Origin of the sequence: Actinophytocola sp. (genome assembly GCF_049647105.1) — a bacterium.
In the GTDB taxonomy this organism is placed as follows: Bacteria; Actinomycetota; Actinomycetes; order Mycobacteriales; family Pseudonocardiaceae; genus Actinophytocola.
In genome coordinates this window covers 43,503-67,565 of sequence record NZ_JBARWZ010000027.1, presented here as the reverse complement: position 1 = coordinate 67,565, position 24,063 = coordinate 43,503, and the positions used below count along the sequence as shown (strand labels likewise).

General features: G+C 69.9%; 17 protein-coding genes. 5 read left to right on the top strand and 12 right to left on the bottom strand.

The genetic code is table 11. The features are described 5' to 3' along the window. The first annotated feature begins 11 nt into the window (after positions 1–11). Positions 12–1,547, top strand: coding sequence for an alpha-amylase family glycosyl hydrolase (locus tag WBA97_RS04045; RefSeq protein WP_424229301.1), 1,536 nt, complete (start codon positions 12–14; stop codon positions 1,545–1,547). A gap of 39 nt (positions 1,548–1,586) precedes the next feature. Here WBA97_RS04045 and WBA97_RS04040 read toward each other — a convergent pair whose 3' ends face one another. The 4 genes from WBA97_RS04040 to WBA97_RS04025 are packed head-to-tail and all read right to left on the bottom strand — an operon-like array spanning position 1,587 to position 6,890. Then, on the bottom strand, positions 1,587–3,389 hold the full coding sequence (locus tag WBA97_RS04040; RefSeq protein WP_424229300.1) for an ABC transporter ATP-binding protein: 1,803 nt from the start codon (positions 3,387–3,389) through the stop codon (positions 1,587–1,589). A gap of 2 nt (positions 3,390–3,391) precedes the next feature. Next, positions 3,392–4,288, bottom strand: a complete 897-nt coding sequence (locus WBA97_RS04035) for an ABC transporter permease (RefSeq protein ID WP_424229299.1) — start codon at positions 4,286–4,288, stop codon at positions 3,392–3,394. Continuing rightward, positions 4,285–5,274 (bottom strand): ABC transporter permease, encoded by a 990-nt coding sequence (locus WBA97_RS04030; protein ID WP_424229298.1) that lies wholly within the window; start codon positions 5,272–5,274, stop codon positions 4,285–4,287. The genes WBA97_RS04035 and WBA97_RS04030 overlap by 4 nt, the downstream gene beginning before the upstream one ends. After that, entirely contained in the window at positions 5,271–6,890 is a 1,620-nt protein-coding gene (locus WBA97_RS04025; RefSeq protein ID WP_424229297.1) for an ABC transporter substrate-binding protein, read from the bottom strand. The genes WBA97_RS04030 and WBA97_RS04025 overlap by 4 nt, the downstream gene beginning before the upstream one ends. Before the next feature lie 230 nt (positions 6,891–7,120). On the opposite strand from WBA97_RS04025, the gene WBA97_RS04020 reads away from it, so the two are divergent. Continuing rightward, complete coding sequence (locus tag WBA97_RS04020; protein ID WP_424229296.1) at positions 7,121–9,475, top strand: beta-galactosidase; 2,355 nt, start codon at positions 7,121–7,123, stop codon at positions 9,473–9,475. Positions 9,476–9,480: 5 nt separating this feature from the next. Here the strand turns inward: WBA97_RS04020 and WBA97_RS04015 are convergent, their stop codons facing one another. Together WBA97_RS04015 and WBA97_RS04010 are read right to left on the bottom strand one after the other, a co-directional pair. Next, positions 9,481–10,461 carry a hypothetical protein gene (locus WBA97_RS04015; protein WP_424229295.1) on the bottom strand — a complete coding sequence of 327 codons (981 nt, stop codon included), beginning with the start codon at positions 10,459–10,461 and terminating at the stop codon, positions 9,481–9,483. A 34-nt stretch (positions 10,462–10,495) separates the two neighbouring features. After that, on the bottom strand, positions 10,496–12,187 hold the full coding sequence (locus tag WBA97_RS04010) for a dihydroxy-acid dehydratase (RefSeq protein ID WP_424229294.1): 1,692 nt from the start codon (positions 12,185–12,187) through the stop codon (positions 10,496–10,498). Positions 12,188–12,297: 110 nt separating this feature from the next. On the opposite strand from WBA97_RS04010, the gene WBA97_RS04005 reads away from it, so the two are divergent. From WBA97_RS04005 to WBA97_RS03995, 3 genes are all read left to right on the top strand, one after another. Next, positions 12,298–13,155, top strand: coding sequence for a fumarylacetoacetate hydrolase family protein (locus WBA97_RS04005; RefSeq protein ID WP_424229293.1), 858 nt, complete (start codon positions 12,298–12,300; stop codon positions 13,153–13,155). Between the two features lie 50 nt (positions 13,156–13,205). Then, on the top strand, positions 13,206–14,063 hold the full coding sequence (locus WBA97_RS04000; RefSeq protein WP_424229292.1) for an IclR family transcriptional regulator: 858 nt from the start codon (positions 13,206–13,208) through the stop codon (positions 14,061–14,063). Positions 14,064–14,375: 312 nt separating this feature from the next. Beyond that, on the top strand, positions 14,376–14,597 hold the full coding sequence (locus tag WBA97_RS03995; RefSeq protein ID WP_424229291.1) for a hypothetical protein: 222 nt from the start codon (positions 14,376–14,378) through the stop codon (positions 14,595–14,597). A gap of 486 nt (positions 14,598–15,083) precedes the next feature. On the opposite strand, the gene WBA97_RS03990 is transcribed toward WBA97_RS03995, so the two are convergent. The 6 genes from WBA97_RS03990 to WBA97_RS03965 form a co-directional block, all read right to left on the bottom strand. Then, positions 15,084–16,304: an IS110 family transposase gene (locus WBA97_RS03990; RefSeq protein ID WP_424229320.1), complete on the bottom strand. Its 1,221-nt coding sequence runs from the start codon at positions 16,302–16,304 to the stop codon at positions 15,084–15,086. Positions 16,305–16,728: 424 nt separating this feature from the next. Beyond that, on the bottom strand, positions 16,729–18,789 hold the full coding sequence (locus tag WBA97_RS03985) for a putative bifunctional diguanylate cyclase/phosphodiesterase (RefSeq protein WP_424229290.1): 2,061 nt from the start codon (positions 18,787–18,789) through the stop codon (positions 16,729–16,731). Positions 18,790–19,076: 287 nt separating this feature from the next. Further along, positions 19,077–21,368, bottom strand: coding sequence for a xanthine dehydrogenase subunit D (gene pucD, locus WBA97_RS03980; protein ID WP_424229289.1), 2,292 nt, complete (start codon positions 21,366–21,368; stop codon positions 19,077–19,079). Then, positions 21,365–22,729: an 8-oxoguanine deaminase gene (locus WBA97_RS03975; protein WP_424229288.1), complete on the bottom strand. Its 1,365-nt coding sequence runs from the start codon at positions 22,727–22,729 to the stop codon at positions 21,365–21,367. The genes pucD and WBA97_RS03975 overlap by 4 nt, the downstream gene beginning before the upstream one ends. Further along, complete coding sequence (locus WBA97_RS03970) at positions 22,726–23,199, bottom strand: (2Fe-2S)-binding protein (RefSeq protein ID WP_424229287.1); 474 nt, start codon at positions 23,197–23,199, stop codon at positions 22,726–22,728. The genes WBA97_RS03975 and WBA97_RS03970 overlap by 4 nt, the downstream gene beginning before the upstream one ends. 2 nt (positions 23,200–23,201) lie before the next feature. Further along, the gene (locus tag WBA97_RS03965) at positions 23,202–24,062 is read right to left on the bottom strand and encodes an FAD binding domain-containing protein (RefSeq protein WP_424229286.1); all 861 of its coding nucleotides are present in this window, start codon (positions 24,060–24,062) and stop codon (positions 23,202–23,204) included. Position 24,063: the final 1 nt, after the last annotated feature.

Here is a 24,063-nt window from a genome sequence, read left to right as displayed (position 1 = left end):
GAGGAGTGTTCATGGCCGTGCCCGCCTGGCTGCCCGATGCCGTGATGTACCAGATCTACCCGCAGAGCTACGCCGACAGCAACGGCGACGGCATCGGCGATCTGAACGGCCTCGAGTCCAAACTGGACTATCTGGCGTGGCTGGGCGTGAACACGGTCTGGCTCAACCCCTGCTTCGCCTCCCCGATGCGCGACGCGGGCTACGACGTCGCCGACTACTACGCGATCGACCCGCGCTACGGCAGCCGCGACGACCTGGCGAAGCTCGTGGACTCGGCGTCCCGCAAGGGAATCCGGGTGCTGCTCGACCTGGTGGCCGGGCACACGTCCGACCAGCACGAGTGGTTCGTCCGGTCGGCCGACGACCCGTCCGACGACCGCTACATCTGGGCGGACCGGCAGGCGGCGGGTTTCCAGCCCTCACCGGGCAGCCGGGAGGGTTTCTACCTGCCGAACTTCTTCCCGGTGCAGCCCGCGCTGAACTTCGGGTACGGGCGGAAGGACGCGGCGGAGCCGTGGCGCCTGCCGGTCGACGCGCCGGGGCCGAGGGAGAACCGCCAGGCATTACGCGACATCATGGACTACTGGCTGCGGGCCGGGGTCGCCGGTTTCCGGGTGGACATGGCGTCGTCGCTGGTGAAGGACGATCCAGGCAAGAAGGAGACGGCCGCGCTGTGGCGGGAGCTGCGTGACTGGCTCGACCACGCGCACCCCGAGGCCGCGCTGTTCAGCGAGTGGGCGCAGCCGCAGGTGTCGGTGCCCTCCGGGTTCCACGCGGACTTCTTCCTGCACTTCGGCACCAGCCAGGCGTACCGGTCGCTGTTCCACAACGGCGCCGTGTACGACCACTCGTACCGGACGCGGCCGTGCTTCTTCGACGCGTCCGGCGAGGGCAGCGTGTACGACTTCCTCGCGGAGTGGGCGACCGCGACGAGCGTGATCGGCGACGACGGGCACGTCGTGCTGCCGTCGGCGAACCACGACTTCCCCCGGCTGGTGTCGGGCTCGCGCACCGCGGACCACGCCCGCGCGGCGATGGTGTTCATCCTGACGTGGCCCACGCTGCCCGCGATCTACTACGGCGACGAGATCGGCATGCAGTTCCAGCCGGGGCTGCCGGACCTCGAGGGCAGCGTCCTCGGCGGCCCCCGCGCGGGTTACAACCGCGCGGGATCCCGCACCCCGATGCAGTGGGACAAGGCGGATCCCGAGGTGACCTACCTGCCGCCGCACCCGTCGCCGACCCGGCCGAACGTGGCCGACGAGCGGCAGGACCCTGACTCGCTGCTGAACCTGGTGCGGGAGCTGATCGCGTTACGGAAGGCCAACCCGGCGCTGGGTGCCTCGGGTGCCGTGGAGATCATCAACCCCGGCTACCCGTTCGTCTACCGCCGCGGCGACAGGTTCACGGTCGCGGTCAACCCCGCGTTCGAAGCGGTCACGACGGACATCCCGGTGCCGGGCACGCTGGTGCTCGGCCGAGGCACCCATCTGGACGACGGCAGGCTGCGGATGGAGGGCTTCAGCTACGCGGTGTACGCCGACTGACAGCTCTTGCGGCACGCGGCGGGGGCTGACCTGCGTCTTTCAGGGCGCCGCCGGGCCGGGCGCTGCGCGTCCGGAGCGCGCCGGGTCCGGCAGCGCGTCCAGCAGGAGCTTGGTGTACGGGGCCTTCGCGTTGCGGATCACCTCGATCGCCGGGCCGTCCTCGACCACCGTGCCCTTGTTCAGCACCAGCACCTCGTCCGCGAGCAGCCTCGCCGACAGCAGGTCGTGGGTGATGTACAGCATTGCCAGGTCTCGTTCGTGCACGAGGCGGTCCAGCAGCTCGATGATCTCCGCGCGGATGGACACGTCCAGCATCGAGATCGGTTCGTCCGCGATCAGGATCGACGGTTCCGGCGCCAGTGCCCGCGCCACCACCACGCGCTGGCGCTGCCCGCCGGACAGCTGGTGCGGGTACCGGTCCAGGAACACCGGGGACAGTCCCACGGCGTCCATCAACGGCGCCATCCGCGACCGTGCCTCCTTTTCGGACAGTCCGAGGTGGTTGCGCAGTGGGCGGACGAGTGTCTGTCGCACCGTGCGGACCGGGTTCAGCGCCGAGAACGGGTCCTGGAACACCAGCTGCACGTCCTTGCGGTACCGCCGCAGCGCCCGCCCCCGCAGCCGGTGCACCGCCACGTCGCCGAACATCACGGTCCCGCTGTCCGGGCGTTCGATGCCCGTGATCAGCTTCGCGATCGTCGACTTGCCGCTGCCGCTCTGCCCCACCAGCGCAGTGACCCGCCCGCGCCGCAACGTGAACGACACGTCGTCGACAGCGGTCACCGACGTGCGGCGCCGGGTGTAGGTCCTGTGCGCGCCCGTCACCGTGAGCACCGGCGGCGCCTCGGTCAGCGTGCGGGTGGAACGCACGAACGTCGAGTCCGTGAAGTCCGCCTTCGCCTCCGGCGCCGCGTGGCACGCCACCAGGCCGTCGCCTGCCGGGACCAGCGGCGGTGCCTCCGTGGCGCACTCCGGCAGCGCCACCGGGCACCGGTCGACGAACAGGCAGCCGTCGCCGGGCTTCGACAGATCCGGTGGGCGGCCCGGGATGTAGGTGACGTCGACCGTCTCCGCGCGCGGGTCCGCGTGGCTGCCGAGCAGGCCACGTGAGTACGGGTGCAGCATCTCGCCGACGGAACGCGACTCCACGACGGACCCCGCGTACATCACCATCACCCGGTCCGCGACCTCCATGACCGTGCCGAGGTCGTGGCTGATCAGCAACACCGCGAACCCGTGCTCCCGCTGCAGCGTCCGCACACTGTCCATGATGGACTTCTGCACCACCACGTCAAGACCGGTCGTCGGCTCGTCCAGCACCACCAGCTTCGGCGACAGCGCCAGCGCGAGGGCCAGCGCCACCCGCTGCCGCATGCCGCCGGACAGCTCGTGCGGGTGGAACCGCATGTACGACGGTTCCATCAGCACCATCTCGAGCAACTCGGCCGTGCGCGCCCGGATCTCCTGGTCCGTCAGCGAGGTGTGTGTGCGGAACATGTCGCTGAACTGCGCCTCGACCGTCAGCACCGGGTTGAGCGAGTTCATCGACGACTGGAACACGGTCGACAGCTGCCGCCACCGCAACGGCCGCAGCGCGTTCTGGTCGAGCGTCGTGATGTCGGTGCCGTCGAACCGGATCGTGCCGCCCGTGATGGCCGCGGGGCGGTCGAGCAGCCGCAGCAGCGCACTGCCCAATGTGGACTTCCCGCAGCCGGACTCGCCGAGGAGGCCGACGCACTCCCCTTCCGCCATCGAGAAACTCACCCCGCGCACGGCGTGCGTCGGCGGGGACTTCTTCGTCGCGTACGTGACGGACAGGTCCGAGACCTCCAGCAGGGACACGGTCACTCCTCCCGCAACGCCGGGTTGCTCAGCGCGTCCACGCCGAAGTTGACGAGGGTCATCGCGGTCACGAGCATCGTCAGCGCGAGTCCCGGCGCGATCAGCCACGGCCACTGGCCGGTGAGCAGCGCGCCACCGTTGTCGGCCCAGTACAGCATCGTGCCCCAGCTGATCGTGGTCGGATCGCCGAGGCCGAGGAACTCAAGGCCCGCCTCCGCGCCGATGGCCGCGGTGGCCGCGCCCATGAAGCCGACCACCACGAGCGAGGTCATGTTCGGCATGATCTCGCGGAACACGATCCGCAGCGGCCCGTCGCCCGCGAGCTTCGCGGCAGTCACGTAGTCCCTGGTGCGCAACGTGATGATCTGCGCGCGTTTGATCTTCGCGCCGTACGCCCAGCCGGTCACGCTGATCACGAAGATGATCAGCCACACGCCGCGGACCGGCGCGTACGCGGCAAGCGTGATCATCAGCGGCAGCACCGGGATCACCAGCGCGAGGTTCGTCAGGCCGGACAGGAACTCGTCGACCCAGCCACGCAGGTAACCGGCGGTCATGCCGATCAGCAGCGCGACGATCGTCGAGAACACGCCGGCCACGAGGCCGACCAGAAGCGAGGTCCGCGCGCCGTGGATCAGCTGCGAGAACACGTCCTGGCCCTGCTGCGTGGTGCCGAGCCAGTGGTCCCCGCTCACGGGGAGCGAGGCCGCGAACTCCGTCGACTCCGGGTCGTGTGGCGCGAGCAGTGGCGCGAAGATCGCGGCCAGCACGAACACCGACAGCAACACCACGCCCACACGGGACTTCCTGTTGGCCCACAGGATGCGCAGCCACTGCGGCACCCGGGAAGGCTTGGTCAGCGCTCCGCTCACCCGTACCCAATGGTTCGCCCCGCTCACGTCGCCTCCTTCCGCACGCGCGGGTCCAGCACGCCGAGCAGGAAGTCGGCCAGCAGGTTCGCGAGCAGCACTCCCACCGTGATGAACAGGAACAGCGCCTGCATCAGCGGATAGTCCCTTGCGCCGACCGCCTCCATCAGCAGCCTGCCGAGCCCCGGGTAGTCGAAGATCGTCTCGACGAGGACGGTGCCGCCGAGGATGCCGCCCAGCGCGAGCGCGAACCCGGTGACGTTCGGCAGGACCGCGACCCGCGCGCCGTACGCGAGCGCGATCCGCCGCGTCTTCAGGCCCTTCGCCCGCGCGAGGCGGGTGTAGTCCTCGCCGACCGAGGCCACCATGTTGTTGCGCATCCCGATGATCCACCCGGCGGGCGCGGTGACCAGAATGGACAGTGCGGGCAGGATGCCGTGGTAGATGGCGTCCCCGACGAACGCCCACGACCACGTTGGCGTGACGTCCACCGAGTGGCCGCCCGCGGTCGGGAACCAGTTCGTGGTGAACGCGAACAGGTACAGCAACAGCAGCGCGATCCAGAAGAACGGCAGCGACCCGACGAACTGCGAGCCGAGCGTCACGAACGAGTCGAACCGCGAGTTGCGCCGCCACGCCGCGAACGCCCCGAGCACCGTGCCGACGGCGAACCCGATGATCTGCGTGACACCGACCAGCACCAGCGTCCACGGCAGTGCCTCGGAGATCATGTGCGTCACCGGGTACGGGAAGTACGTGTAGCTGATGCCGAAGTCACCGCGCAGCAGGCTGCCGAGATAGTCCCAGTACTGCGACAGCAGCGACGTGTCCGGCACGCCGAGCATCAGCCGCACCGCGCGGATCTGGTCCGGGTCGACCGGTCCCTGCCCGGTGAGCTGCCCGACGATCGCCTCCGCCGGGTCCCCCGGCTGGAGCCGGGGGATCAGGAAGTTGACCGTCACCGCCGCCCACAGGGTGATGACGAAGAACGCGGTGCGGCGGAGGAAGTACCTCATGACCCCGGCGGCCGGAGCCGGGTGATGATCAGCAGGACATCGGTCGAGACCCCGTACGGGTCCTCGGCGCTCGGCCACCCGGTCACGCGCTTCGTGCGGTACTGGAACCACTTCGCGCCGTACCACAGCGGGATGTTCGGCACCTCGTCCATCATCACCCGCTGTAGCCCGTGCACGGCTTCCTTCTGCGACTGCTCGTCATCGGCCGACGCGAGCGTGTTCAGCAGGCCGTCGGTGGTGTCGTCGCGCCAGCGCGAGAAGTTCGACACCGCCGGCTTGCCGATCTCGGCCGACTGCGCGGACGCGAGCGGGTCGGCGAAGTCCTTGTGGATGTTGCAGTCCCCGCCGTACACGCCGAACAGCAGATCGTAGTTGCCGACCGCGCGATCGGCCTCGTACGCGGCCTGCTGCGGGGTGGCCACGTCGACCTGGATGCCGAGCTCGCGGAAGTCGCCCTTGACGATCTGCGCGGCCTGGATCCAGTCGTTCCAGCCGGTCGGGACCGTGAACTCGAACTCCAGTGGCTTGCCGTCCCTGCCCAGCCTGCGGTTGTCCCCGTCCAGCTCGTACCCGGCGTCGTCGAGCGCCTTCTTCGCCTTGCCGACGTCGTAGGCGATCTTCCCGCCGTCCTGGATGTCGCCGTCCAGCCACTCCTCCTGGTTGGGCAGGATGAGCCCGGCCTGGCTCGCGGTCTCCACGTACCCGAACTGCGCCTTGTCGGCGATGCCCTGCCGGTCGAACGCGGAGGTCAGCGCCCTGCGGAACGCCACGTCGTCGAACGGGGCCTTGGTGAGGTTCATGTACAGGCTGATCACGCCACCCGGCGAGAACCAGTACTTGTTGTGCTCCGGGTCCTTCGCGACGTAGACCTTCTCGATGTCCGGCACGAACATGGAGTTCATGTCGTACTCGCCACGCTCCAGCCGCAGCTGGTCGACCTGCCCCTCCGGCGAGTGCGTGAACCGCAGTTCCTTGACCTTGACCTTGTCGGCCTGCCAGTAACCAGGGTCGCGATCGAGCACCATCTGCCTGGCGTTGAACGTCTTCACGCGGTACGGGCCGGTGCCGATCGCGTCGTCGTTGGTGAACCGGACCGGGTCGCCCGCCTTCTCCCAGATGTGCTTCGGCACGATCTCGACCTTGGCGATCTTGGCGAACAGCAGCACCGCGGGTGAGGTGAACTCCATGGTGACGGTCGAGCCATGACCGGTGACCGACTCGAGGACCGGGCCGACCCCCATGAGGTCGAGCGCGGGGTTCGCCTTGATCATCTCGTAGGTGAACACGACGTCGTCGGCGGTGAACGGCTTGCCGTCGTGCCACTTCACACCGTCGCGCAGCGTGAAGGTCAGCTTCCGCGTGCCCTCCCACTGGTACGCGGTGGCGAGCCACGGCGTCTCCGCGCAGTTGAAACCGTCCACCTGGTACAGCGTCTCGAACGTGAACCCGACGACCGCCTTGTTGGGCGAGAACGGGTTGAAGTTGCGCTGCGGGGACGCGCCCGGCGCGTAGTCGCCCATGTTGATGAAGGGGACCAGGCCGTCCGCGGTCAGCCCCTCCGCTTCGGTCGAACCGGCCGAACACGCGACCGATCCCATGCCCACCGCAGCGGCCATCGCCGCTACGAGAAGACGCCAGCGTGCTGCCACCTTGCACCTCCGCACACCATTGACCGGCGACCGTGCCGGCACCCCCGACCCGTGCCAGCACGTGCCTTGTCCGTTGCGGCCCCGACCACTACGGTTGCCGATGTAAGCGCATCCTGTATGCGCTTCCATTTACCGGAGGTTAACCCTCTACCAGCGCCTACCGCAATAGGCGGGCCGAGCGATCGGGAGCGGAGAGCATGGTCGACACCGTGCACTACCAAGGCAAGCGAATCCTCGTGGACGCCGAGGACGTGCTGCTGCTGTCCGGCGAGGTCCACTACTTCCGGCTCGCGAGAGACGACTGGCAGGACCGGCTCGACAAGGCGAAGGCCGCGGGCCTGAACACGATCGCCACCTACATCCCGTGGCTGTGGCACGAGCTGCCGGACGGCACGGTCGACGTCACCGGCAGGACGCGGCCAGAACGTGACCTCGGCGCGTTCCTCGACCTGTGCCACGAGAACGGTTTCCACGTGATCGCCCGGCCAGGCCCGTTCGTGATGGCGGAGATGAAGAACGAGGGCCTGCCCTACCGCCTCTACCGCGACCACCCGGAGATCGCGCCAACCGGCTGGGACGGCAAGCCCGCGCCGACGAGGACGGTCGACTACCTCGCGCCTGCCTTCCTCGCCGCGGCACGCGAGTGGTACCGGGCGGTCATGCCGGTGATCGCGGACCGGCTGCACGGCAAGGGCGGTCCGGTGATCGCGGTGCAGCTGGACAACGAGGTCGGCATGCTCGCGTGGGTCAGCAACTCGCCCGACCTCACCGACCACCTGCTCGACGACTTCCGCGAGTGGCTCACCAAGCACGACCGCGACTACCCGTTCATCATGGACTTCCGGTCCCCTGACGAGGAGCACGCACCCGCGCTGATGCGCGACCTCGGCGAGTTCATGCGTGACCGGTTCGCCCGCTACTTCCACGAACTGCGCACCTACGCCGAGGAGTCCGGCATCACCGGCGTGCCGTTCGTGGTGAACATCCACGGCACCGACGGCGGCAAGGCCGAGACGTTCCCGATCGGCATCAGCCAGCTGATGGACAGCTACTCCGGCGTGCCGAACACGTTGTCCGGCACGGACATCTACCTCGGCGAGCTGACCGTCGCCAACGCGGCCGACCTGTACCTGGTGAACGCCTTCTGCGACGCCGTGCACGACGGCGACCAGCCGCTCACGTCGATGGAGTTCGAGGCGGGCACCGGCGACTACGGCAGCGACCTGTCCCGCCAGTACGACCCGTCGGCGGTCGACCTCAAGACGCGGATGTGCCTGGCGCAGGGCAACAAGCTGCTCAACTACTACCTGTTCACTGGCGGGGTGAACCCGCCGCTCGACGAGCCAGTCGGCGACGGCAACGACCGGATCGCGTTCACCGGTCAGCGGCACGGGTTCGCCGCGCCGGTGGGGCCGGAGGGACAGCTCAACCCGGTGTACGGACCGACGAAGCGGGTCCTGCGCGCGGCACGGGCGGTCGCGCCGGTGCTCGCGGGCATGTGGGAGGAGCACGACGAGGTCGTGATCGGCTTCGTGCCCGACCATTACCTGACCGAGTACCACTACCCGGGCAGCGCGGCCGTCCAGTCGGTACTGGACGACGTGGTCGGCACCCGGGGTGCTGGGCCACGCGGCGTTCTCGCGCGGGCCATGCTGCTCGGCGGGTTCCGGTTCGGCGCGGTGAACGTCCAGAAGGGGCTCGATCCGGCCACCACCCCCGTGCTCGCGATGGCGGGCACCACCCACCTGCCCGCCGAGGTCCAGCAGACGCTGGCCGACTACCTCACCTCGGGCGGCAGGCTGCTGCTCGCGGGCCGGGTGCCGTCACGCGACATGGCAGGGGTGCCATGCACGGTGTTGCGTGACGCACTCGGCCTGCGTCCACTCGGGACGGTGCGCGGCACGCCGGAGTTCTTCTCGTCGGTCACCGCGCACGGCTGGGCGTCGCCGCGACCGGAGACCCGGGTCGGCTGGGCGGAGCTGTACGAGCCCAGCGCCGGGGAGACGGTCCTGCGAGAGCTGTCGACCGGCCACGGCTGCGGGTTCGACGTGCCGATGGGCGCAGGGCGCGCCGTCGTACTGGCCACCGACTACGAGTGCGACCTCAGGCTGTGGCGCACGGCGTTCATCGCGCTCGGCACGGAACCCGGCCTGCGGCACAACGCGGCGGTCCCCGGTGTCGTGCTGATGACCACCACCGACGGCGAGGGTGCGCGGATCCTGCACGCGCTCAACGTGTCCGGCTACGACCAGCGGTTCACGGTGACCGAGGGCGGGATGCCGCTGTTCGGCGGCGAGCCGCTGCAACTGCCCGGCCGCCGGGGGCTGATGCTGCCGCTCGGGGTGACGACGGGCGGCATGCGCATCGCGTACGCGACGGCCGAGGTCGTGGCCGCTGTGGACGGTGCGGTGACGTTCCGCGCGCCCTCCGGCGAGGCGGTGGTGGCCATCGACGGCTCGGTGACGTGCTCCGGCGCGGAGACGATCGCCCGCAACGGGGTCACCGTGCTCCGCAGCCGCGGCACCGTGGAGTTCACGGTACGACGAGCCTGACTCCGCTACCCGCAGCGCCACACGGTGGCCACGGCCTCGCCGCTCGCCGTGGTGCTGATCCCGGCCGCCTCGGTGCCGTCGTCGTTGAGCGCCGTCGCCTCGCGGGTCGTCAGTCCCGATGGCGCGGGCAGGACCGTCGCGCCGGACGGGCGCCACATCGTCGCGCCATGGGGCCCCCTGCCGACGACCACGCCGTTCTCGATCTCCAGCGGCGTGCCCGACGCCGAACCCGGCAACGCGGTCACCGCGCCGGTGGCGACGTCGATCACCACGACCTCGAACCGGCCGTCCGGACGGGTGCGCGTCGCCGCGACCGAGCCGTCGTCGATGTCGGCGAGGTCGATCGAGGAGTGACCAGCCGGGTACGGGCCGTAGTTCCGCACGACCGTCCCGTCGAAGCGCCAGATCCGTTGCGGCTGCGTCTCGTCCTGCGGCTTGCCGATGCTCACGCCGTCGTCGTCGATGTCGACCGGGACGTACCAGGACGGGTCGAGAACGTCGTACTCCGTCGCGCCCGATGGCCACAGCGCCGCGAAGTGGATCACCGGGTGGTCCGGGTAGACCCAGCCGACCGCGTCGCCCCGCTCGTTCATGCCCGCCGCCGCGGTCGAGTACGCCGTCGTGAGGTACGTGGTCGTGCCGTCGAGCCGCATGAGCGCGGACCGCTGGTAGGACGTCGGGAAGCCCGCCACCGACACGTTCCCCGACATCAGGCCGGCACGGTTCATGTCGAACGGCACGAAGCCGTTCGGCAGCCGGGAGACCTGCCCGTCCTGCCACACCACGCCGGCCGGCCCGTCCGCGTCGGCGCCGCGCGCGACGTAGGTGCCAGCGTGGTCGGTTCCCGTGACCTCGTACAGCGACACGCCCGGCAGGTTCGGCAGCGCGGTCGGCGTGCACACCGCGGCGGCGGCGGGCGCCGCGCCGATACCGAGCACGGCACCGAGTACGGAAAGGACAGCGGCGCGGGACAACGATCGGCGCATCAGTCTCACCCCCAGGTAGGGCGGACACGATAACTCAGTGCGACTCCCGCGTAGGGGTCGCTTGGCCGCTTCCTGCCAGGAAGTCGAGGTCCACGCCGCGGTCGGCCTGCAGCACGTGGTCGACGTACAGCCGCTGCCAGCCCCGCTCCGGCGCGGCGAACGCGGCCTGCGCCTCGGGCGACAGTGGGCGCGCCGACAGGTCGGCCTCCACCTCGAGCCGCCGGTTCGGCACATCCAGCACCACCACGTCACCGGTCCGCACCCGGCCGAGCGGCCCGCCCGCCGCCGCCTCCGGCGCCACGTGCAGCACCACCGTGCCGTACGCCGTGCCACTCATCCGCGCGTCGCTGATCCGGACCATGTCCCGCACGCCCTTGGCAAGCAGCGGCGCGGGCAGCGGGAAGTTACCCACCTCCGGCATCCCCGGATAGCCCTTCGGGCCGCACCCGCGCAGCACCAGGATCGCGTTCTCGTCCTCGACCGTGTCGATGCGGGCGTTGAGGTCCTCGATCGAGTCGAACACCACCGCCGTGCCCCGGTGGGTCAGCAACCCTGGCGTGGCCGCCGCCGGTTTGATCACCGCGCCGGACGGGGCCAGGTTGCCGCGCAGCACGGCGATGCCCGCCGACTCCTGCAACGGCGCCGACCTGGGGCGGATCACCGACTCGTCGTGGATCGCGGCGGAGGGCAGGTAGGACACCAGCGGCGTGCCCGTGACCGTCATCGCTGACGGGGACAACAGGTCCGCCACCTCACGCAGCACGGCGAGCAGGCCGCCCGCGCGGTGCAGGTCGTCCATCAGGTGCTTGCCCGCGGGCTGCAGGTCCACCAGCAGCGGTACCCCGGCGCCCACGTTGTCGAAGTCCTCCAGTTCGAGCGGCACGCCGAGCCGTCCTGCGATCGCCAGCAGGTGCACGACCGCGTTCGTCGACCCGCCGATCGCGGCCAGCGCCACGATCGCGTTCAGGAATGACTCACGCGTGAGCACTGTGCTGGGCCTGCGCTCCTCGGCGACCATCGACACCGACAGCCTGCCCGACTGGTGCGCCAGCTCCAGCAACCCGCTGTCCGGTGCCGGCGTGCCGGCCAGCCCCGGGATCGTCATGCCGAGCGCCTCGGTCACACACGCCATCGTCGACGCGGTGCCCATGGTGTTGCAGTGGCCCCGGCTGCGGATCATCGACGACTCCGAGCGCATGAAGTCCTCTCGCGACAGTGTGCCCGCGCGGACCTCTTCGGACAGTCGCCACACGTCCGTGCCGCAGCCGAGCGGCGTGCCTCGGAAGTGGCCGGTCAGCATCGGCCCGCCCGGCACCACCAGCGCGGGCAGATCGACCGAGCACGCCGCCATCAGCAGCGCCGGGATCGTCTTGTCGCACCCGCCGAGCAGCACGACGCCGTCGATCGGGTTGGCGCGCAGCACCTCCTCGGTCGCCATCGCCGCGAGGTTGCGGAACAGCATGGCGGTCGGCCGCATCAGCGTCTCCCCGAGCGACACGGTCGGCAGGTGCAACGGCACCCCGCCCGCCGCCCAGACGCCGTCCGCCACGGACTTCGCCACCTCGGTCAGGTGCGCGTTGCACGGCGTGAGGTCCGACGCGGTGTTGGCGATCGCGATGTGCGGCTGCCCGTCGAAGGCGTCCCTCGGCAATCCTCTCCGCATCCACGCCCGGTGGATGTAGGCGTTGCGGTCGTCTCCGGCGTACCAGGCTTGCGAACGAGACATGAAATGCCCTTCCAGACGAGGAAGCCCATCAGCTTTGCACGGTACCAACGACTGGCTTAGCATCCCCGCGTGGAACGCCATTTCGCGGAGCCACCCTCAGGAGGAATCCGATGAAACTCGTGACGTTCCGGCACGACGAGGAGATCCGCCACGGCAGGCTCGTCGAGAACGGCACGGTCGTGCAGCCACTCGGCAACGGCGACCTGACCGCGCTCCTGTCCGGGCGGAACGAGCCGACCGCGGCCGGACCCGCGTTCCCGCTCGCGGACGTCGAGCTGCTGGCGCCGCTGCTGCGACCCGGCAAGCTCCTCGCGGCCGCCGCGAACTACCAGGACCACATGACCGAGGCGGGCGGTGACCCGCTCGACAAGTCCCGCCGGTCGCCACGCCTGTTCCTCAAACCACCGACCAGCATCGTCGGCCCCGGCGCGGACATCCCGGTGCCGTCGGTCGGCAAGGAGGTCGACTGGGAGGCCGAACTGGCCGTGGTGATCGGCGCGACCGCGCGGGACGTGCCGGTCGGGCGGGCGCTCGACATCGTCGGCGGCTACGTCACCTCCAACGACGTGTCCGCGCGGTCGATGGACTTCGGCTACGAACGCGACACCGGCGACAAGCACGTGAGGTTCTTCGACTGGCTGGCGGGCAAGTGGCTCGACGGGTTCGCGCCCATGGGCCCGTGGCTGGTGACCCCGGAGGAGGTGCCCGACCCGCAGGCGCTGGACATCCGGCTCGACGTGAACGGAAAACGGCGCCAGGACGGGTCCACGAAGGACATGATCTTCTCGGTCGCCGAGCTGGTGTCGTTCGCGTCCACGCTGATGACGCTCGAACCCGGTGACGTGATCATGACCGGCACCCCGGCCGGCGTCGGCGCGGCCACCGGCGAGTACCTCGAGGCCGGCGACGAGATGTCGGTGACCATCGGCGGGCTTGGCACGTTGACCAACCGCATGGTGGTCAGGTGAGTGACCTCCTACTCACCGGCACGCGGTACGACCTGCTCGAGAGGTGAACGATGGCGACCAAGACCCGTGGGGCGCGCCCGGCAAGGACCGGCGACCAGCTCGGGCCCAAGAGCGCGAACTACCACACCCACGCGCTGACCCGTGGGCTCGTGCTGCTGGACCTGCTGGCGTCCGCGCCGTCGCCGATGACGCTGACCGGCATGCACGAGCACACCGGACTGCCCAAGAGCACGCTGGTGCGCCTGCTGGCCGCGCTGACCGAGATGCGGTTCGTGGTCCGGGTGGACGAACGGCCCGCCTACCGGCTGGGTCACAAGGTGATGGCACTCGCGGACGCGTACGTGTCCAGTGTGGACTTCTCGGCCGCGGCCGGGTCCTACCTGGACGAGCTGGCCCGCGAGACGCAGCAGACGGCCAACCTGGGTCTGCTGGACGGGCGTGAGGTCGTGCACGTGTGCGTGCGGCAGCCCGACCGGCCGCTGCGGTTCGAGACCAGCCCCGGCGCGCGGGACAGCACGCACTCCACCGGCCTCGGCAAGATGCTGCTCGCCGGGGTCGCGGCGGGGCGGCTGCCCGCGCATCTGCCCGCCGAGCCGTTCCCCGCACGCACCGACCGCACGATCACCTCGCTCGACGAGATGTCGAAGGAGGTCAGGCGGACCGGGCGGCGCGGCTACGCGGTCGACGACACCGAGAACAGCGCGGGACTGAGGTGCCTCGCCGTGCCGGTGACCGTGAAGGAACAGCCGCTCGCCGCGCTGTCGGTGTCCGGCCCGGCCGGCGAGTTCACGCCGAAGAGGCAGAAGGAGTATCTGGAGCTGCTGCACGCGACCGCGGGCAGGCTCGCGGACGACCACGACGTGGTGGCGGTGCTCCTCGGGATGCACGCGTCGATGAGCGAACCATGATCGATCATCAGCACGAATGGGTGGATGTGGCCCCCGGCCGACTTCGACCGGGCCATGGCCAACGACGTCGGGAACCTCTTCGCACGCTGGGTCTCGAGGGGTAGCCCTTTCGGGCATACAGCGTATCTGGGTGGACGCGGGGTACTCTTTGTTGGTAACAATCCGTGAGGAAGTTCGATGAAACCAAATAGGTCCATCACGCGTCCCACGAATTGTCGGTGCCGAGTGATAGACATAACTCCGCAGGGAACGTCAACTCAGGGGAACACGATGTCCGCACTACCAGAAGGTCTGAACCACAGAGCCCTATCCATGCTGAGAGCGGTTGTCGCAGGTCGTGCGCACATCAGCTGCTCAGCCGAGCCTGACCTGTTCATCGATGGTGTGCCCTGCTGTGACCAGTACCTGGCTCACACGCTCGCACACGATGGCTTCATCGCGCCCGCGCAGCAGGGCACCCGGGGGGAACTGGTGCCCGCGGCGCTGACCGACGCTGGGATCGCCGCGCTCGCCCCGGCACCTGCCGCTGCCTGAAATTGACTAGGCCGATTGCCAGTTCAACCGGGAAAACGGCAAAAATTCTCGCGGTAATCGATCGGCCACGCGGAGCGAATATCCTTAGCTACACTAAGTAACTCGCCGCGACAATCTCACGTTGTGGAATCCGCCGACTTTCCACCCGAATCATCCGCTTCACCCTGGCGCGTCCGGTTGTGAACCGCTAACGCTCACTTAAAGCGTTGCGTTAGGAACTCACCGTAACCCTGGCTGCCTCCGTCGCCCCAGTGCCCGGCGCCGCACAGGCCGCTATCGAGCAACACCTCTCGTGCGTGAGGTGGTCCGGCAGGTCGCTCATGCCGACCTACCGGACCACGCCGTCACCGCCCGCTAGTCGAGCAGTTCCTGGACGGTGCCCGCGCCGACCGTGCGGTTGCCCGCACGGATGGCGAACCCGAGCCCGACGTCCACAGGGTGACACCCGGAGTTGGTGCCACGAAAGACATCCCAGGAGCGTAGATGTCAAGCAGCGGCTGGCTCGGTGTGATGAGTCCAGGCGGTTGTCTCGTTGTAGTGGGTGCGGCTGCGGAGACAGCCGTGGAGGATGCCGACGAGTCGGTTGGCGAGTTGGCGCAGGGCGGCGTTGTGGCTGCTGCCGCGGGCGCGTTGTTTGTCGTAGTAGGCGCGTGCTCCGGGCGAGTGGTTGAGCGCGGAGAACGCCTGGGCTAGCAGCGCGTCGATGAGCCGGTCGTTGTGGACGAACCGGGCCAGGGTGACCTTCTTCCTGCCCGACGCGCGGGTGATCGGTGAGGTTCCCGCGTAGTTCTTGCGGGCTTTGGCGGTGGCGTAGCGGGTGGGGTCGTCGCCGAACTCCGCGAGCACCCGGGCGCCGAGGATCGGTCCCAGACCGGGCTGGGACAGCACGATCTCAGCGGCCGGGTGCCGGCCAAAATGGGCCTCGAGCTGCCCCTGCATGGCCTTGACCTGGGTGTTGAGCACGGTCAGGACCGCGATGAGCGCTTGCACCGAGGCGGCGTAGGCGCTGGTCACGACCTCGGGTTGACCGAGGTGGTCGGCGCGCAGCGCGGCCTGGACCAGCTCGGTCTTCTCCGCGACGTTGCGGCGGCGGGCACGTGTGAGCGCGGCGCTGATCTGTGTGGTGGTCAGCCGGGCGGCCTTGGCCGGGGTGGGTGCCTTGGTCAGCAGTTCCAGGGTGTCGGCGGCGTCGAGGTCCTCGAACGCGAGCAGCGCGGCGGGGAAGTAGTCCCGCAGCGCGTGCCGCAACCGCTGGGTGTGACGGGTCCGTTCCCAGATCAGGGTCTTGTGGGTGCGGGCCACGACCTTGACCGCCACTGCCTCCGCGCTGTCCCCAGCGACCGGCCGCAGCTCGTGGGAGTGGGTGCGGACCATGTCGGCCAGGACATGGGCGTCACCGGCGTCGCTCTTGGCCCCCGACACGCCCAACCGGTCACGGAACCTGGCCGCCTGCAACGGATTAACCGCCAGCACCGTGTAGCCGGCCGCCACCAACGCCGCCACCCACGGGCCCCGATCGGTCTCGATCCCGACCAGCACCTCCACATCCTCATCCACCTCGTCACCGACCAACTCACCCACCATCGCGTGCAACCGGGCCATCCCCGCCACACCCTCAGGCAGCCGAGCCCTGCTCAACCGGCGACCGAACCCGTCCATCACCTCCACATCGTGGTGGTCCTCAGCCCAGTCATCCCCTACGAACAGCCGCAACGATCCTCCCGATTCTCGACACCGATCACCACAGCAGCCAGCGGGAGAACCATCAGCGACCTAATCAAGCAGTGCTCACGCCGACCAGCAACGGGCACGACATCCCAGCAGCGATTCAGCTCTCCCGACCTACCAGCAAGGGCACGATCTTTCGTCAGGACTCAACGCCCAGGCGCTCAGAGTGCTCACCCGCCAGTCGGCCACCAACCCAAGAGTCTGCCCGACGGCCGACTCCCAGAACTGATTAGGCGCCTTTGGGACGTCCAACGCCCTGAAAGCGCCTTTCGGGACATCGCGCCAGTCCGCCACCAAGGGGCTCCCTGCCATCCCGTCGACCTGCCCCTCCGGCGAGGAGCCGCCGGAGGCAAACCCAGCAAGGAAAGCGTCGTTCGGGTCCACACTGCGAACAAGGAAGAGATCAGTTCAACGGGAGATCCTCGGGCGGCCCGGGCAGCCCGACCCTCGGCCCCTGCACCTGGTCGGCGCCGACGGCACGCCACCACTCGAACTGGTCGTCCCCGTCCACGTCGCCCACGATGATCCCCGCGCCGCGGCTCTTGACCAGCGGCACCAGCTCCCGGACCATCCGGGTGAACAATGACCCCTCGTCGGCGATCCGGGCCGCCACCCTGGAGGCCAGCTTCACCGCCATGACGGGCAGGTCCTCGAGGCAGGCCAGGTCCCCGCTGGTGGTCCCGAACTCGTGCAGCACCAGCGAAATCCCGATGTCGGCGAGCACGCGCAGGTTGTCCTCGGCCAGCCCGTCCAGCATGCACAGCGCCTGTACGGGCATCCCGATCCGCAACTGGCCGGGTGCCAGGCCCGCGTCAGCCAGGACCGCCTGCACGGTGGACACCAGGTCCGGATCCCCGGCGAACTCACGGGTCAGCTCCACGTAGAGCACCGGCCGCCCCGGCATCTCCTTCAGGTCGGCACACGCGCGCCCGAGCATCCACCGCCCGATCGGCAGCTCGAAACCGGTCTCGGCCAGCACCTGCAGGCACCGGTCGTGGCCCAGTGGCCCGTCCACGTGGTCCCACCGCATCAACGCCTGCACGGCAACGACCTTGCCCGTCGCGTACGACACGACCGGCTGGTACTCCAGCTCGATCTCGCCGTTGTCCCAGGCGCCGGGCATGGAGCTGGCGAGGTTGAACCGCTCGCGATCGGCCATGTTCTGCTGTTCGTCGACCATGCCCCACTGGCGCCGGCCGGTCTTCTTCAGCCTGCGCAGCGTGATGTCGGTGGCACGCAACAGTTCCGCGGGCGTCGCGCCGGGTGATGGTTGGTGCAGCACGGCAATCGTGGCGGTGGTCGCGACGCCGTGGTCGCCGACGAACACGAGTTCGGCCAGTTTCTCGTTGATGCGGGACGCCATCGTCTCGCACGACGGGGTGGTCGCCTTGTGTTCCACCAGCACGGCGAACTCGTCGCCGTCGAACCTCGCGACCGTCGCGTTCTCGCCTCCGAACACGTCGGTCAGGCGCATGGCGACGGTCTGCAGCACGCGGTCGCCGACGTCGCGGCCGAGGCCGTCGTTCACCGCGTGGAAGCCGTCGAGGTCAAGGTGCAGCATGGTGATCTCGTCGGCCGCGGCCTCGCCCGACAGCGCCTCCTCGAACCTGCCGACGAACCGGGGCCGGTTCGCGAGCCCGGTCAGCGAGTCGTGGGTGGCCTGGAACTGGAGCTGGTTCTCCAGGAAGTGGCGGTCCGACACGTCCTCGACAGCCGTGACGTAGAACTTCGGCTCGCCGGTCGGCGCCCGCAGCACCGACGCCGACAGGAAGACCAGTGCCTCCTCGTCGTCGCTCTTGACGAGTCTTCGCCGCTCGCGGAACGGCAGCGAGTCCGCTTCGAGCAGCACCTGGTACCGCAGCCGCAGGTAGTCGACGTCGTTCGGGTGGAAGATCTCGTCGAGTCGTCGCACGGCGAGCTTTCCGCCCCGGTGCTCGAGGATGTCGGCGAGTGCGCGGTTGGTGCGGAGGATGCCGAACTCGAGATCGGTGATGGCCATGCCGACGCTGGATGTGGAGAAGATCTCCTCGAACCGCGCTTCGCTGTCCCGTAACGCGATCTCCGCGTTCTCGCGGGCGCGGATCAGCGCGAGCGTCAGCCCTTCCTGCTCCTCGAACAGCCGGTGCCGCATGCCGTCCGCGACACCCTTGGCGAGCGAGCCGAACACGTTCGCGAGGCGCCCCGGCAGGCCGACGAGGTCCGACACCCCGGACAGCTTCGGCATCCGCTCACCCAGTACCTTGATGATCACGTCAATGCATTCGGAGCCGACGAAACCCAGCGCCACCAACCGGTTCGCGACGTTCAGCACCGGCTGCTCGGCGTACGGCTCCGCCGCCGCGGCGTCGGCGAGCACGTCGAGAGCGGTTGCCAGCTCACCCTCGACATCTTCGCGCGACCGCGCAACGTAGATGACCTGTGCCAGCGCCCCCGCCAACGCACGCGCAAGCTCAGATCGATCCACTGGAGCCTGCCAGCGGCCAAGTCATCGAGGTTGTCCTTCTCCGATCAGGGGTCGTGACGTTACCAGTGAATGCGCAACCCCCTCTGCGTCCAAAAGGGGACCGATCACCGCCAACGCGAACACCCTATGTGTTGGCAGCTAGGCCATTCAGGTGAACTACTGTTGGTAGCGATCATCGGCGCACGCTCGAGCCAGCACGGAACGCCATTACCACTGCCAATGGCGGTCCGTAATCACCACACTACTAGTGTCCAGGTCACGAAAACCCCTCCCCGCGGGTGATTTCGTCACGCTCCGACGATGTGTTCTGGCCGCACCGGAACCCGGGTCAGCGCCAAGCCGGTCGCCGCGCGGATGGCGGCCGCGATCGCGGGCGTCGACGACAGGGTCGGCGGCTCCCCCACGCCCCGCAACCCGTACGGCGCATGGGGATCCGCCCGTTCGAGCACGTCGATCAACATCGGCGGCATGTCCAGCACCGTGGGGATGAGGTAGTCGGTGAACGACGGGTTGCGCACCACGCCGTCGGAGACCTGGATCTCCTCCATCACCGCGAGCCCGAGGCCCTGCGCGGATCCGCCCTGGATCTGCCCGAGCACCCCGTCCGGGTTCATGGCACGGCCGACGTCCTGCGCGCACGCCAGCTCCACCACCCGCACGAGCCCCAGCTCCACGTCGACGTCGACGACCGCGCGGTGCGCCGCGAACGCGTACTGCACGTGCGCGAAACCCTGCCCCGTCACCGGGTCCAGGGGCTGGGTCGGCCGGTGCCGCCACTCGACGGTCCGCTCGACGACCTCGTCACCGAGCACGTCGACGAGGTCCGCGAGCACCTCGTGCGTTGCCGACACGACCTTCCCGCCCGCGAGCCCCGTCGCATCGAACCCGCATACGGCGGCCAGCTCCAGCACACGGTCGCGGACCTCCTCGCACGCCGCCTTGACCGCGCCGCCTGTGACGTAACTCTGCCGCGACGCTGACGAGGACCCCGCGCTGCCGACGAACGTGTTCGACGGCTGGATCTGCACCCGCTGCACCCCCAGCTCGGTCCGCGCGATCTGCGCCTTCAGCGTGACCAGGCCCTGACCGACCTCCGCGGCGGCCGTGTGCACGGACACCACCGGCTCGCCCGCGATCACCTCCAGCCGCACGCGGGCGGTGGAGTAGTCGTCGAAACCCTCGGAGAAGCCGACGTTCTTGATGCCGACGCCGTACCCGACCCCGCGCACGACCCCCTCGCCGTGCGTGGTGTTGGAGACCCCGCCCGGCAGTTCGCGCAGGTCCCGGGGGCCGGTCGGGGTCGCGGGCATCGGCTTGGCGCGCACCAGTTCGAGCAGCTCCGCGACCGGCGCGGGCGCGTCGATCACCTGCCCGGTCGGCATGGTGGTACCGCGCTCGGCTGCGTTGCGGATCCGCAGGTCGACCGGGTCCATGCCGAGCGCGGCGGCGAGCTTGTCCATCTGCGACTCGTAGGCGAAGCACGCCTGCACCGCGCCGAACCCGCGCATGGCACCGCACGGCGGGTTGTTCGTGTAGACGCCGTAGCCGTCGACGCGCACGTTCGGCACCCGGTAGGGCCCTGCCCCGAGCGTGGCCGCGTTGCCGGTGACCGCCGCCGTCGTCGACGCGTACGCGCCGCCGTCGAGGATGATCTCCGCCCTGACGTAGACGAGGTCGCCGTCGCGGGTGGCGCCGTGCTCGTAACGCATCAGCGCGGGATGGCGGTGCACGTGCCCGAAGAACGACTCCTCGCGGCCGTAGGAGATCTTGACCGGCTTGCCGGTGTGCAGCGCGAGCAGGCACGCGTGGATCTGCATCGACAGGTCCTCGCGCGCGCCGAACGCGCCACCGACGCCCGCGAGGTGCAGCCGCACCTTGTCCTCCGGCAACGCCAGTGCCTTCGTCACCTGCCGCTGGTCGGCGTGCAGCCACTGGGTGGCGATGTAGAGGTCGACGCCGCCGTCCTCGGCGGGCACCGCGAGCCCGGACTCCGGGCCGAGGAAGGCCTGGTCCTGCATGCCGACCGTGTACTCGCCGGAGACCACGACGTCCGCGGTCGGTGACTCCTCGCCGTACCGGATGGGAGCGTGGCGCACGATGTTGCCGCCCTCGTGCGACGGGTGCAGGACCGGCGACTCCGGGCGCATCGCGGCCTCGGCGTCGGTGACCGGGGTGAGCACCTCGTAGTCGACGACGATGCGGTCGGCGGCGCGGCGTGCGGTCTCGGGGTGGTCGGCGGCGACGATCGCGACCGGTTCCCCCTGGTAGCGCACGATGTCCACGGCGAGCACCGGCTGGTCGGGGTGCTCGAGGCCGTAGATGTTGTCGCCGGGCACGTCCTCGTGGGTGAGCACCGCGTACACGCCGGGCAGCTTCAGTGCCTCGGTGATGTCCACGCCCTTGATGCGGGCGTACGGGTGCGGGCTGCGCAGCGTGGCACCCCACAGCATGTCCTCGGCCCACAGGTCGGACGAGTACGCGAACTCGCCTCGGGTCTTCTGCGCGCCGTCGGGCCGCAGCGGGCTGTCGCCCACCCCGCCGGTGACGTTCGTGACGAGAGGTTGCTGTGTGGTGGTCATGATCGCTTCTCCGCCAGCACTCGCGACGCGACGGCCAGTGCGGTCGCCGCGTCGGATTCGGACACGGTGCGTACCTCGTCGTCCTCGACGATCACCCTGCCGCCCGCGAGCAGCAGCGCGAGTGGCGGCAGCGCGCCGAACACCAGCGCTGCGACGGGGTCGGCGATGCCGGTGTGGTTCATGCCGGTCAGCCGCCACACGGCCAGGTCGGCCTGCTTGCCAACCTCGAGGGAGCCGATCTCGGCCTCGCGGCCGAGGACGCGGGCGCCACCCCGGGTGGCGAGCCACAGCCCGTCGCGGGCGGTGGCCGAGTGCGGCCCATTCTTCTGCCTGGCCAGGTACACCGCCTGGCGCAGCTCGATGCCCAGCCCGCCGTCCTCGTTGGACGCGGCGCCGTCGACGCCGAGCCCCACCGGCACACCGGCGTGCACGAGATCCTGGACGCGGGCGATGCCGGCACCCAGGCGGGAGTTGGAGGTCGGGCAGTGCGCCACCCCGGTGCCGGTCGCGCCGAGCCGGGCGACCGCGTCGTCGGAGAAGTGGATGCCGTGCGCGAACCACACGTCCTCACCGAGCCAGCCCAGCCGGTCGGCCAGCTCTGCCGGGGTGCAGCCGTACTCTTCGAGGCACTGGCGCTCCTCGTCGAGGGTCTCCGCGAGGTGGGTGTGGAGGCGGACGCCCTTGTCCCGCGCCAGTTCCGTGGCCTTGCGCATGAGGTCCTCGCTCACCGAGAACGGCGAGCACGGCCCGACCGCGACCCGCACGAACGAACCCGGTGACGGATCGTGGAACCGGTCGATGGCCTCCGCGGTGCCGGACAGCGCGCCGTCCAGGGTCTCGACGATCGAGTCCGGCGGCAGCCCGCCCGCCGACTCGCCGCGGTCCATGGACCCGCGCACCCCGTGCAGCCGGATGCCGACCTGGCGGGCGGCCTCGACGGTCGCGCCGAACACGTCACCGCCGTCGCGCGGGATGACGTAGTGGTGGTCGGCGGCGGTGGTGCAGCCGGTGCTGGCGAGCCGGGTGAGGCCCGCCACGGCCGCGGTGTGCACGATCTTCTCGTCGATGCCTGCCCACACCGGGTACAGCTCGGTGAGCCACTCGAACAGCGTCGAGTCCTGGGCGTAGCCGCGGGTGGCCCACTGGTAGAGGTGGTGGTGGGTGTTGACGAAGCCGGGCGTGACGAGGCAGCCGGTGCCGTCGACGTAGCGCTGGGCGTCCAGGCCGGGCGGCGCCGGGCCGTCACCGACGGCCTCGATCACGCCGCGGTCGACGACGACATGCCCGTTCCGGTACTCGGTGCCCGCGCCCTCGGATCCGTCGACGGTCGCGATCGCCGCGTTCTCGATGATGGTCCTCACGCCTGCTCCCGCACGGTCTGCGCCGCGAGGCGGACGGCGTCCAGGATCTTCTCGTACCCGGTGCAGCGGCACAGGTTCCCGGCGAGTGCCTCGCGGATCTCCGCGTCGCTCGCGTCGGGCTTGCGGTGCACCAGCTCGTGCGTCGCGACGATGAGCCCCGGGGTGCAGAAGCCACACTGGACCGCGCCGGTGCGAACGAACGCGTCCTGCACGGGATCCAGCTCGTCCTCGGTGCCGAGCCCCTCGACGGTACGCACCGACCGGCCCTCGACCTGACCGGCGGCGACGAGGCACGCGCACACGGGCGTGTCGTCAAGGTAGACCGTGCAGGAGCCGCATTCGCCCTGCTCACAGGCGTTCTTGGCGCCGGGCAGGCCGAGTCGCTCCCGCAGGACGTACAGCAGGCTCTCGCCCGGCCACACGTCGTCGGCGGTGCGCTGCTCGCCGTTGACCTCCACGTTGACCCGCATCTCTACTTCCCAACCTCCTGCCAGGCCCAGCCGAGTGTGCGGCGGGCGAGCACGGACAGCGCGTGGCGGCGGTAGGCCGCGCTCCCGCGCACGTCGTCTATCGGGCGCGCGGCGGCGCCGACCAGTTCGCCGAACGCCCGCGCGATGTTGTCCGGCAACGGTTTCCCGCCACCGATGTCGTCCCATGGCAGCTCGGTGGCCGCGAACTCCTCGGCCTCCAGCGCCCGCAACGGGGTCGGTCCCGCCGACCCGATGCCGGTGCCGACGCCCTTGCCGGCCACGTCGAGCGCGACCGCGAACGAGCAGACGGCGATGACCATCGCGTTGCGGGTGCCGACCTTGGCGAACTGCTGCGGCCCGGCGGCCGTCGGCACCAGGACCGCGACGATCAGCTCGTCGGGTTCGAGCGCGGACTTCTTGGGGCCGTGGAAGAACTCCCGTGCCGGGACGGTCCTGCTGCCGCGCGTGGACGCCACCTCGATGCCGGCCGCGGCGGCCACGAGCGGCGGGTGCGCGTCCCCGGCGGGCGAGGCGGAACCGAGGTTGCCGCCGACCGTGCCCCGGTTGCGGATCTGCGGCGACCCGACCGTGCGGGACGCCATCGCAAGACCTGGCAGGTGCTCGCCCAGCTCGGTCACTACCCGCGCGTACGGCACGGTAGCGCCGAGCCGGACGTGCCCGTCCTCCAGCGACCACCGCGACAGCTCGGCGACCCCGCCGAGGTCGAGCAGCGCGGCCGGGCGGCGGACGTCGAAGTTCAGCTCCACCATGACGTCCGTGCCACCCGCGATGGGTACGGCGTCCGGGTGCTCTGCCTTCACGGCCAGTGCTTCGTCCAGTGTGGACGGACGGAGAAAGTCCATG

Excerpts from the sequence above, each read along its gene's own strand:
- WBA97_RS04045 (WP_424229301.1), top strand. The coding sequence starts at position 12 with ATGGCCGTGCCCGCCTGGCTGCCCGATGCCGTGATGTACCAGATCTAC.
- WBA97_RS04030 (WP_424229298.1), bottom strand. The coding sequence starts at position 5,274 with ATGAGGTACTTCCTCCGCCGCACCGCGTTCTTCGTCATCACCCTGTGG.
- WBA97_RS04025 (WP_424229297.1), bottom strand. The coding sequence starts at position 6,890 with ATGGCCGCTGCGGTGGGCATGGGATCGGTCGCGTGTTCGGCCGGTTCG.
- WBA97_RS04020 (WP_424229296.1), top strand. The coding sequence starts at position 7,121 with ATGGTCGACACCGTGCACTACCAAGGCAAGCGAATCCTCGTGGACGCC.
- WBA97_RS04015 (WP_424229295.1), bottom strand. The coding sequence starts at position 10,461 with ATGCGCCGATCGTTGTCCCGCGCCGCTGTCCTTTCCGTACTCGGTGCC.
- WBA97_RS04010 (WP_424229294.1), bottom strand. The coding sequence starts at position 12,187 with ATGTCTCGTTCGCAAGCCTGGTACGCCGGAGACGACCGCAACGCCTAC.
- WBA97_RS04005 (WP_424229293.1), top strand. The coding sequence starts at position 12,298 with ATGAAACTCGTGACGTTCCGGCACGACGAGGAGATCCGCCACGGCAGG.
- WBA97_RS04000 (WP_424229292.1), top strand. The coding sequence starts at position 13,206 with ATGGCGACCAAGACCCGTGGGGCGCGCCCGGCAAGGACCGGCGACCAG.
- WBA97_RS03995 (WP_424229291.1), top strand. The coding sequence starts at position 14,376 with ATGCTGAGAGCGGTTGTCGCAGGTCGTGCGCACATCAGCTGCTCAGCC.
- pucD (WP_424229289.1), bottom strand. The coding sequence starts at position 21,368 with ATGACCACCACACAGCAACCTCTCGTCACGAACGTCACCGGCGGGGTG.
- WBA97_RS03970 (WP_424229287.1), bottom strand. The coding sequence starts at position 23,199 with ATGCGGGTCAACGTGGAGGTCAACGGCGAGCAGCGCACCGCCGACGAC.
- WBA97_RS03965 (WP_424229286.1), bottom strand. The coding sequence starts at position 24,062 with ATGGACTTTCTCCGTCCGTCCACACTGGACGAAGCACTGGCCGTGAAG.